This window comes from Thomasclavelia sp., from assembly GCF_047249845.1.
Taxonomy (GTDB): domain Bacteria; phylum Bacillota_I; class Bacilli_A; order Erysipelotrichales; family Coprobacillaceae; genus Thomasclavelia.
Window position 1 is genome coordinate 24,049 of sequence record NZ_JBKTWO010000003.1, and the last position, 9,700, is coordinate 33,748.

The following is a 9,700-nucleotide window of genomic DNA, read 5'->3' on the forward strand; positions in this document are numbered from 1 at the left end:
ATTATGCCTCCTTAAATTTTGACTCAATTGGTCTTACAATATAATAAACAATAGCACAAATAACACCCTTTATAAAGTTAAAAGGGAAATAAATTATAAAAATAGCCTGACCATAAGGTGATAAGAAACCCAATACTCCAGGTATTGAAATATTCGTTCCATATTGTTGATTAAAAGCATTTATATCAACTGCAAAGGGAAGTTCAGTATACCAGGTTGGCTTTTGCATTAAATAAGTTGGTGTAACAAAAAGGTAATTTACTATAAAAAGTACAGTGGCAAAAATAAGCATAGTAATAACCATATTTACAACATATGTTAACCATTCTTTCCTTAATTTTATATGTTTGGATAAAAAATAATAAACACAACAAATCGTCAATGAAGCAATTAGTGCAGTAATTTGACCAATTGCAATTGGTCCTACTGGCCCCTTAAATAATACAGAAACTAAAAATTTACATCCACAAACAAATAATGCCGATTTAAATCCCAGCATTGAAATTGCCATTATTACTACAATTTCAGATAAATCTAAATTTAGCCATGGAGCTAAAGGATATGGGATTTCCAACAATCCCAAAATCATTCCTAATGCCCCAAGAACAGCTGATAAAACTATTTTTCTTGTCTTAGTAATTTCCATAATAATTCTCTCCTTAAATAAAAAATATCATGAAAATACTAATCTTCATGACAAAAAAACTACATTTATTAATAACTAAAAAATGTCATTCTTCCATCCAGACTATACTGTCGGTATAGGAATTTCACCTATTCAGCTTACGCTCGCGGACTTTACCGCCGGTCGGGAATCTCACCCTGCCCTGAAGACTTTCTTTTCATATTAAAATATAACATATTAACGATTTTTTTTCAAACAAAAGACATCAAAACATTGAATTCCCTCTGTCAAGTAGACAGATGAAATAATTAAATTATTAGATTTGAAGTTATCATCTCTGATAACTTCATTTTTATTATTTAGAAATAAACAAATTAAGCTAAACAAGTATTATTACTATAATCTTCAGCCTTTCATTTCATAATCCTTTTGTTTTCTGGTATTGGGTTTAGTGTAGATAAATCTGATGATAATGCTGCATCTCTTATTTTAAATGGTGTTTGTACATTAAATCTTTTTTGATATCTAACAAACACCATTATCAATACAACAGTGAACTATAGATATGTTTTGAGCCATATTGCTTTGATTTAACATATTAATGAATGCAGGGCTTGTGTATTGATAACCACCATCATTATATATTAAAGAGTGTAAATTAAAATTGTCATTATGTGCTTTTTTTGAATGAATTAAACACAAGTGCGTTATCATTAAAATCACTTATTTCATGGCCAACAGCTGCCCTATCATATAAATCTATAAATACACTAAGATATAATTTTTTATTATATTTAATACCATACTTAAATTCACTAATATCACCAGCTCATTTTTCATTAGGTTTAGATGCATTGAAATCTCTCTTTAAAATATTCCTAATTGGATTATTATTCTTACGTATTGTACAACTGTGTCGTTTAGGTCTGATAATACTTTATATCCCTAATATACGCATGACTTTATAAACTTTTTTATCATTATAGTGTTTGTTTTCATCTCTATTGATTCTATCAGTATCCAGGAGTATGATCGAACATTTCATCGTATCTTTATATATAATGCTAATTCTTCGTTTTCTAAGTCATTAACACCCTTTTCATGATATAAAAAGTTAGCTCTCTTCACGTGTAATATACTGTACATTGATGATATATTAGTTTTATTTCTTCCTGGTACGTTTCTTTGACTGCTTGATATTCGACTTCATATCTACTAGTTCTGTATATTTTCTTCTTACTATCTCATCCACTTTTTTATAATTTTACTTCATATTGTGTCATCTTTAATTCTTTGTTCAAGTTTTTCTCCTAAACCCTCTACATCTTTTTCACGATACTTCTTAACCAACTGAATACATTAGTGTACGTTGTTTCATATGCTTCAGCAGCTTTTGTGTAATTTAAATCATTATCCATACAATACTTTACAATCCCTATACGTTCTTGCTTATTAACTTTCCTACTTTTAGTCATATATATTTCCTTATCTTCAGGAATGTATTCTTTTAGTATATGACTTATTAGTATTTTTAATATCTCCGTTAGCTTCATATTGTTCAATCCATTTTTTATGAGCGAATAAATAATCTCTGCTTCTCTTTCGATATGAGAAGATGATTTATGATTATTTAGATGTTCTTTAACAATTTTTAATTTATACTCTTTAGAACACTTTTGTTTCCTCAACAATATAAAAACCTCCTAGTCAGTGTTTAATTATTTACACTGTCTATTAGGAGGTCATCATATCATAATGTCTATATATTATTGCTCACCTAAAGTCACTTCAACGGTTTTTTCAACACCATCACGATTTATTACTACAGAAACTTTATCACCTGGTTCTTTTGCATACAATGCTGTTAAAAAGCTCTTATAAGTAGTGATTTTTTCACCATCAAATTTAACAATAATATCTCCTTCTTGGATACCAGCCTGACTAGCAGCACCACCGCTACTAACTTTAGCCACATAAAGACCATCTGTTAAATCTGTATTTATACGATAATAACGTAATTGATAACTAGAATATCCAGATAAAGAAATACCTGAAATTCCAAATTGTGGTCTTGTTACTTTTCCTTTTTCAATAATTTGTTCAACACTTTTAATTACATCGTTGATTGGTAAAGCAAATCCCATTCCCTCAACAGAAGTATCTGATAATTTCATTGAAGTAATTCCAATTAACTCTCCTGCCATATTTACTAATGCACCACCACTATTACCAGGGTTAATAGCTGCATCAGTTTGAATAACATTCATATCCCAATCATCTTGACCATCATCATTTAAATCTACTGATACAGTACGATCAGTTCCACTAACGATTCCTTGAGTAACAGTTCCTGCATATTCAATTCCTAATGGACTTCCGATTGCCAAAACTGTTTCACCTTGATCTAATAAACTAGAATCTCCACATTTAATACCAGTTAAATCAAAATCTGCAGTTAACTTTAAGACAGCTATATCACTGTAACTATCACTACCTAATACAGTAGCTTTAACTGATTCTTTATTAGAGAAAACAACTTGAACATCTTGAGCTCCATCAACAACATGAGCATTGGTAATAATATATGCTGTTTTACCATCAACATGATATACAACACCACTTCCACTTCCACTCGCTGCCCCATTAGAATAAACTAATACTCCAACTACACTATCACTAACTTTTTTTATTACATCAGTAGTTGAACTTTTAACATCATAATTTACTTGTTGAACTTTTGAATTACTATTTAATGATATAGGTGAATTACTATCATTTAATCTAGTAAACATAAAGACATTAGCTCCAAGTGAAACAACAACTAGGATCACTAAAATGACTTGAAATAGTTTAAAATTATTTCGTTTAGTAAACATTTCTTTATTTCTTTCTATTCTTGTTGCAGGTCCAAAATCTGATTGTGATTCTTGTGGTTTATCTTCTAAAGGTTTTTCATCAATTATTTCTTTTTCTTCCATTGGTTTATTTTCTTCTATTGGATTTCTTTCTTCCATTTTCAACACTCCTTTTACTTTACATATTAATCATAAGTAAATAATTTGTTCAAATTATTTTTATATTGTGTGAAAAAATGGTTTACTTGTAAAGAAATCTATACCTTTCTATAAAATAGGCAAAGTTATCGTAAAAACAGAACCAATCCCTGGATTACTTTCAACCTCTATAGTTCCATTATTTAATTCCACCATTCTTTTAACAATACTTAATCCAAGACCAGTACCTAATTTTTTACTTCTAGAACGATCTACTTGAAAAAAGCGATCAAAAATTAATGGAATATCATCTTTAGAAATACCAACACCCTCATCTTGAACTTTAATCGTTAAATTTTTTTCATCACTATATATCTTAATTGAAATAACACCTGACTTTGAATACTTTATTGCATTAGAAACTAAATTGTTAAGAATTGTTTTAACCGTAGTATAATCAAGCATTAATTCACGGGATACTTTAGTCTGATAAAATAATGATAAATGTTTATCTTTAGCAAGAGGTTCAAATAATTCCACTGTATCTTTAACTAGTGAATTTATATCAATAAGTCTTGGTGATAAACTAACTTGGGGTTGTTCTAAACGTGATAATTCCAAAATATCCTCAATGATATTTTGCATACGATAGCTTTCCTTTAAAAGTATACCCATAAATTCATTAAAAGTTTCCTTATTTTGTACGCCTTCTTTTTGAAGAATTTCAACACTGCCAATTATAGCACTCATTGGTGTCTTTAATTCATGAGAAATATCAGAAAAAAACTGTTTTTGCATTTTTTCAATTTCTTTGACCTGTGAAACATCAGTAAATAAAATAATACTGCCATCAAAAACAATCTTATCTCTAAATACCGGTGTAGTTTCTATTTGATAGTAACGCTCATTAATTGCTGTAACAGTTGAAAACTTTCGTTCAAATATATAACTTTGATCAACAATATTTAATAATTGTCCTTTAAATATATCCTTATAATATTTACCACGGAGATGTTTAATATTAAAAGCATCTCTAAAGCTTTGATTAGTAAAAATAATTGTTCCTTCTTTATTAACAAAAATCATTGGTAAGTTCATAGTTTTAATTAAAGAATTAAGAATTTTATGATTAAAATCCTTTTCTCCCTCAACTTCACGAATCTCATTTTCTTTTTCACGACGATAAAAATCAATCTGTTGTAAATATGAAGTATTTGTATCATACAATATATATAACATTGCTAACATAAAACCTATTATATAAAGAAATGCATATCTACTATTCCAAAACAACAAAATACATACTACAACAAAAGAAAAAATAACCTTCTGATAATTCTTATTCATCTTTGCTCACCAATTTATAACCAACCCCTCTTACTGATTGAAAACAAGCTTGACTCTCTTTTAATTTTGATTTTAGTTTAAAAACATGAATGTCTACTAACCTAGTATCCCCATCATAATTAAAATTCCATATCTTCATCAACAATTCCTGCCTTGATAAAACCTCTTCTTTATTATCAAGAAACATTTGTAATAAATCATATTCTACTTTAGTAAGATTTATACGATTTTCTCCAACAAAAACCTCATGTTTTGTCAAATCCATCTTAATATCCAGATACTTTAAAATCCCCTTAAAATGTTTATGATAACGACGTAGATGAGCTTCGATCCGGGCAATTAAAATATTAGCTTGAAAAGGTTTGGTCAAATAATCATCAGCGCCAGATTCTAAACCTAAGATTATATCATCCTGATCATTTCTAGCTGTTAATAAAATCATTGGCTTAATATAGCCATTATCTCGACATTCACGAATAATCTTAACTCCATCTTTATATGGTAACATCCAATCAACCAAAATCAAATCATAATCATTTGAAAGAATTTTCTGACACGCTTCTTTACCATCATAAAGACTATCAACCTGATAGTCTTTATTTTTCAACTCATAACTTAAAATCTTATTAATCGATATATCATCTTCAATTATTAATATCTTATTCATTTTTGCCATCATACCTTTCAATAATTCTTTGAACGACAGGATGTCTTACTACATCCATTGCAGTTAAATGAATAAAAGAAACCCCTTTAACTCCTTTTAAGATTTTTAAAGCTTTGACAAGTCCTGATTCCATTCCACGTGGTAAATCAATTTGAGTAATATCTCCTGTTATAATCATTTTTGAATTAAAGCCTAATCGTGTTAAAAACATCTTCATTTGATTATCTGTTGTATTTTGGGCCTCATCCAAAATAACATAGGCATCTTCTAAAGTACGACCTCGCATATAAGCAAGAGGGGCTATTTCAATTATCCCTTTTTCAATATAACGCTCAGTTTGTTCTACACCTAACATGTCATGTAACGCATCGTAAAGCGGTCTTAAATAAGGGTCAACCTTTTCTTTTAAATCCCCAGGTAAAAATCCAAGATTTTCTCCTGCTTCAACTGCAGGCCGAGTAAGAATAATTTTTTTAACAATATTATTTTTTAAAGCATCAACTGCAAAAACTACTGCTAAATATGTTTTACCAGTTCCTGCTGGTCCAACCCCAAAAACTACATCATTATTTTTTAGGGCAAAATAGTATTCTTTTTGTCCGATTGTTTTAGGATAAATCATTTTACCACTTGCTGTTTTGGTAATTCTCACACTATATAATTCATTAATTCTACTTAACTTATCTTCTTTAGCTAGTTTTAAAGCATAAACTACATCTCTACGTGTGATACTGATTCCTTTAGAAACAAGTCCCAATAATGCTGCAATTACCTTCTTTGCTTCTTTAAAGTTATCCTTGTTTTCTCCAGTTAAACTTAGTTCGTCACCTCGAAGTGAGATTTCAACATTCAATGCTTCTTCAATCATTTTAAAATTTTCATCATGATTACCACAAATGTTATTCAATTGAGCTACACTATATTCTTCTAATTTAACTTGTTCTGTCATTTAATTCTCCTCTTTAGTTGCAATATCTTCAATTAAAATATACTGCATTTTTAATACTCTCTTGTCACCAATTATACCATAAGATAAAACTTTTTCTCTATCTATTTTGTCGATTGTACCTAGTTTACTACGAATTGAATATAATAAATAACTAAATGCTTCCCCATCATCCAGTTTCTTCTTACTTATACTAGCTTCATAATCAATATAAGTATAGGCTTTAATAACCCCCTGTGTTTCTACAATTTTATCAACTTCACTAGTAGAAGTAATAGTATTTGAGACTAACAGATCTCCCTTTTTCACATAATCATTAACTTTTACCATAATGTTACCACTACTAACATCAATATTTTGGATTACCCCATCTTTACTAGCATAAATGTTCTCAAAACTTTTTTTAACTTTTTTAGCTCCTACACTATTAGTATATTTAATAAATAAAACACTACCCTCCTGATAGATATTCAAATAATCTATTTTTCCCTTGAATTTCTCTTTCATATCATCATAAATATCATTTAATTGTTCATAAGATCGTTTACGATCTCCAACACTAATACGATTCTCAGCTAAGACTTCATTTACTAATTTAGTCGTCTTGGGATTATTACCAATAATTTCAACTCCAAAAATAAATTGATTACACAAAAAAACTGTCAATACAAAACTAACAACTCCTACCATGCTTAATTTCCGATAAAAAAGCAATAATAAATAATATAATACACCAATACTTTTAATAATCGTTAAATGGTATTTTCTAACCAGTATTCTTTGATAAATAGGAAGATAAAATCGATATGTAAAATCATCGACTTTATTTAATTGAAATACAGTTATGTGATCTTCTTTAAATGATTTTAATAGAGTGATAATATCTTCGCTGACTACTTCATATAAATCATATCCAAATTTCATAAGAACCTTAAACAATCAATCTTTCCATATATAATTACTTCTTGATCACTATAATATCTAATCTCTAAATTTTCGCCAGTTACTCTAATAATATTATCTTTCATCTTTATTTCTATAATATTATTTTCCAATAATATTAAACACTCATAATATTTAATCGACAAACATTTACTTTCCATATATATCATCAAATCACCTAACTAATTATATGAATCTTTTTAAACTAAATGCGTATATTTCGATTAAATTCTTTTACAAACAAAAAAGGGCCTATATAAGCCCAAGTTTTTATCTTTTACCTTTGTTATTTTTTCTTGCTGCTTCAGATTTTAATTTTCTTTTCAAACCTGGTTTAACATAAAACTCTCTTTTACGAGCTTCTGCAAGGGTTCCTGTTCTAGAAACTTGTCTTTTAAAACGACGTAAAGCGTCATCTAAAGATTCATTTTCTCTTACTACAGTTTTTGCCATCGAACTATTCCCCCCTTTAACTCTAAAGTACGTTCCTATTATATATATTTTTTTTAATAATTGCAAGAAAAATAAGGAAAAATATGAAGTAATGTTAAAAAATAATAATATTTTTACTATTTATTTAAATAATTATTGATTTAATTCTGTTTCCAACGCTTCAATTATATTTTTATAGTTACCTATTTCTGTCTCCATATTTAAATTTTGAACGATTCTTAATGCACATTTATAATATTTTATATTATCAGAATTTAATTGAATTGCTTTTTTAATATCAATCAATGCCTCATTAAATTTTAATAAACTAGATAGTGTAATTGCTCGACTATAGTAATAATCTGATTTTTGAGGTGCTAATTCAATTGCTTTATTTTTTACCTTTAAAGCTTCATTAAATTTTTTCAGAGTATGGAGATAAATTCCCTGGCTATAATAATAAACTGGTTCTTGAGGAAATAATTCAATTGCAGCTTCTATTTCTCTTAAAGCATTTTCATAATTTTTGTTTTTATATTCTTTCCAACTATTATGGTAATAATTTTTTGCAGATTGACGATTCAAAAAATCATAAATCCATGATTGATCATTTTTATCCTTTTGTATAATAGACGAGTTCTTTAATTTATTGAACTCATCCTGATATTTTTGGCAGCGCTCTTCTGTCTGCTTTTTCATATATTCAATTGGATCATTAAAATTTGCTTCTTCATGAAATTTTTCTGCAATTTGAAACATAATTTCATCAAATCCCTCTATTTTTATTAAGTTACCATTATTTTTCATCACTACATTATATACTCTTACATCAGGTTTATCACCAACATAACACCAATAAATTCCTGAATTACATAAAATCGGTTCTTTTTCTAATAAGGACATCAAAGTATGATCGCCACCAGCATAGCCAATTACAATCGGAATATATTCTTTAAGTACTTTTTTTAAAACATCTTCCCAATTCTTCGCCAATGCTTCCATATCCTGTTTTCGATTTAACGGATTAAAATATAAACTGCGATGAATTTTAGCAACTATTGGTCTTTTAAATTCCCCTTCTATATATGGAGCTAAACTTTCATGACCTACTACTTGTGGATGTTTATCTGTATAAATAAACAGCGCATCTTCAATTAAAGAATCAAAATTGGTAGTAATTACTAAATGATTTTTAGTATTGGCAAGTATAGTTGCAAGAGGAAAATATCCATAGCTTGGTGTTTTACCTTCTAATTCATTTTCTAAAAATGAATATCCATCACTTGCTCTTCCTGCAAAACGCAAATCAAATAAATCAAAATAATCATCGTTTTTTATTTCATAATTTTGATCAAAAAAACGTTTATATGTATCTCTTCCATATCTTGGGTCTAATTCCATAGCACACTCTTGAATATATTCATTCCCTCTTTCTTCAGCCCATAAATACTTATGCCATTCTTTCATCAGCTGTTCGCCAGTACGTATTCCCGAATTTTTAGAAGCACCAGCCCCTAAAATAAAACAATACTTTTTACCAGATATAACATATCCTTCATAAATTTGATCTAAAAATCTCTTTACCATCATAATTATACTATTCTCCCCTTTAATTAACTTTATCCACTTAAAATTATATCAAATTTAGAACGATAAAAAAATAAAATCTCTACCATATCCTAGTAGAGATTGCTTAATTATATTTTTTTACCAACAACCTCAGCAATCTTGCTGATTTGTTTCAATAA

The 9,700-nt window shown here is 28.4% G+C and carries 10 protein-coding genes and 1 riboswitch; all 10 genes read right to left on the bottom strand.

Annotated elements, in window-relative coordinates; genetic code table 11:
* Nucleotide 1: 1 nt before the first annotated feature.
* The 10 genes from ACLR9T_RS01155 to ACLR9T_RS01200 all read right to left on the bottom strand — a co-directional run bounded on the left by ACLR9T_RS01155 (nucleotide 2) and on the right by ACLR9T_RS01200 (nucleotide 9,542).
* Complete coding sequence (locus ACLR9T_RS01155) at nucleotides 2-646, bottom strand: Gx transporter family protein (RefSeq protein ID WP_413107697.1); 645 nt, start codon at nucleotides 644-646, stop codon at nucleotides 2-4.
* Between the two features lie 80 nt (nucleotides 647-726).
* A riboswitch (FMN riboswitch) is annotated at nucleotides 727-839 on the bottom strand.
* Nucleotides 840-1,944: 1,105 nt separating this feature from the next.
* On the bottom strand, nucleotides 1,945-2,316 hold the full coding sequence (locus tag ACLR9T_RS01160; RefSeq protein ID WP_413107698.1) for a hypothetical protein: 372 nt from the start codon (nucleotides 2,314-2,316) through the stop codon (nucleotides 1,945-1,947).
* A gap of 75 nt (nucleotides 2,317-2,391) precedes the next feature.
* Entirely contained in the window at nucleotides 2,392-3,639 is a 1,248-nt protein-coding gene (locus ACLR9T_RS01165) for a S1C family serine protease (protein ID WP_413107699.1), read from the bottom strand.
* A 108-nt stretch (nucleotides 3,640-3,747) separates the two neighbouring features.
* Nucleotides 3,748-4,965 carry a sensor histidine kinase gene (locus ACLR9T_RS01170; protein ID WP_413107700.1) on the bottom strand — a complete coding sequence of 406 codons (1,218 nt, stop codon included), beginning with the start codon at nucleotides 4,963-4,965 and terminating at the stop codon, nucleotides 3,748-3,750.
* Nucleotides 4,958-5,632 (bottom strand): response regulator transcription factor, encoded by a 675-nt coding sequence (locus ACLR9T_RS01175; protein WP_413107701.1) that lies wholly within the window; start codon nucleotides 5,630-5,632, stop codon nucleotides 4,958-4,960. The genes ACLR9T_RS01170 and ACLR9T_RS01175 overlap by 8 nt, the downstream gene beginning before the upstream one ends.
* On the bottom strand, nucleotides 5,625-6,581 hold the full coding sequence (locus ACLR9T_RS01180) for a PhoH family protein (RefSeq protein ID WP_413107702.1): 957 nt from the start codon (nucleotides 6,579-6,581) through the stop codon (nucleotides 5,625-5,627). Before ACLR9T_RS01180 ends, ACLR9T_RS01175 begins: the two co-directional genes overlap by 8 nt.
* Nucleotides 6,582-7,502, bottom strand: a complete 921-nt coding sequence (locus ACLR9T_RS01185) for a sporulation protein YqfD (protein WP_413107703.1) — start codon at nucleotides 7,500-7,502, stop codon at nucleotides 6,582-6,584.
* Nucleotides 7,499-7,690: a YabP/YqfC family sporulation protein gene (locus tag ACLR9T_RS01190; protein ID WP_413107704.1), complete on the bottom strand. Its 192-nt coding sequence runs from the start codon at nucleotides 7,688-7,690 to the stop codon at nucleotides 7,499-7,501. The genes ACLR9T_RS01185 and ACLR9T_RS01190 overlap by 4 nt, the downstream gene beginning before the upstream one ends.
* A 100-nt stretch (nucleotides 7,691-7,790) precedes the next feature.
* Nucleotides 7,791-7,973, bottom strand: coding sequence for a 30S ribosomal protein S21 (rpsU, locus tag ACLR9T_RS01195; RefSeq protein ID WP_003534573.1), 183 nt, complete (start codon nucleotides 7,971-7,973; stop codon nucleotides 7,791-7,793).
* 132 nt (nucleotides 7,974-8,105) lie between these two features.
* On the bottom strand, nucleotides 8,106-9,542 hold the full coding sequence (locus ACLR9T_RS01200) for a hypothetical protein (protein ID WP_413107705.1): 1,437 nt from the start codon (nucleotides 9,540-9,542) through the stop codon (nucleotides 8,106-8,108).
* Between the last annotated feature and the right edge of the window lie 158 nt (nucleotides 9,543-9,700).

Coding starts and splice junctions, on each gene's coding strand:
- ACLR9T_RS01180 (WP_413107702.1), bottom strand. CDS start 6,581: ATGACAGAACAAGTTAAATTAGAAGAATATAGTGTAGCTCAATTGAAT.
- ACLR9T_RS01185 (WP_413107703.1), bottom strand. CDS start 7,502: ATGAAATTTGGATATGATTTATATGAAGTAGTCAGCGAAGATATTATC.
- ACLR9T_RS01170 (WP_413107700.1), bottom strand. CDS start 4,965: ATGAATAAGAATTATCAGAAGGTTATTTTTTCTTTTGTTGTAGTATGT.
- ACLR9T_RS01190 (WP_413107704.1), bottom strand. CDS start 7,690: ATGATATATATGGAAAGTAAATGTTTGTCGATTAAATATTATGAGTGT.
- ACLR9T_RS01155 (WP_413107697.1), bottom strand. CDS start 646: ATGGAAATTACTAAGACAAGAAAAATAGTTTTATCAGCTGTTCTTGGG.
- rpsU (WP_003534573.1), bottom strand. CDS start 7,973: ATGGCAAAAACTGTAGTAAGAGAAAATGAATCTTTAGATGACGCTTTA.
- ACLR9T_RS01200 (WP_413107705.1), bottom strand. CDS start 9,542: ATGATGGTAAAGAGATTTTTAGATCAAATTTATGAAGGATATGTTATA.
- ACLR9T_RS01165 (WP_413107699.1), bottom strand. CDS start 3,639: ATGGAAGAAAGAAATCCAATAGAAGAAAATAAACCAATGGAAGAAAAA.
- ACLR9T_RS01175 (WP_413107701.1), bottom strand. CDS start 5,632: ATGAATAAGATATTAATAATTGAAGATGATATATCGATTAATAAGATT.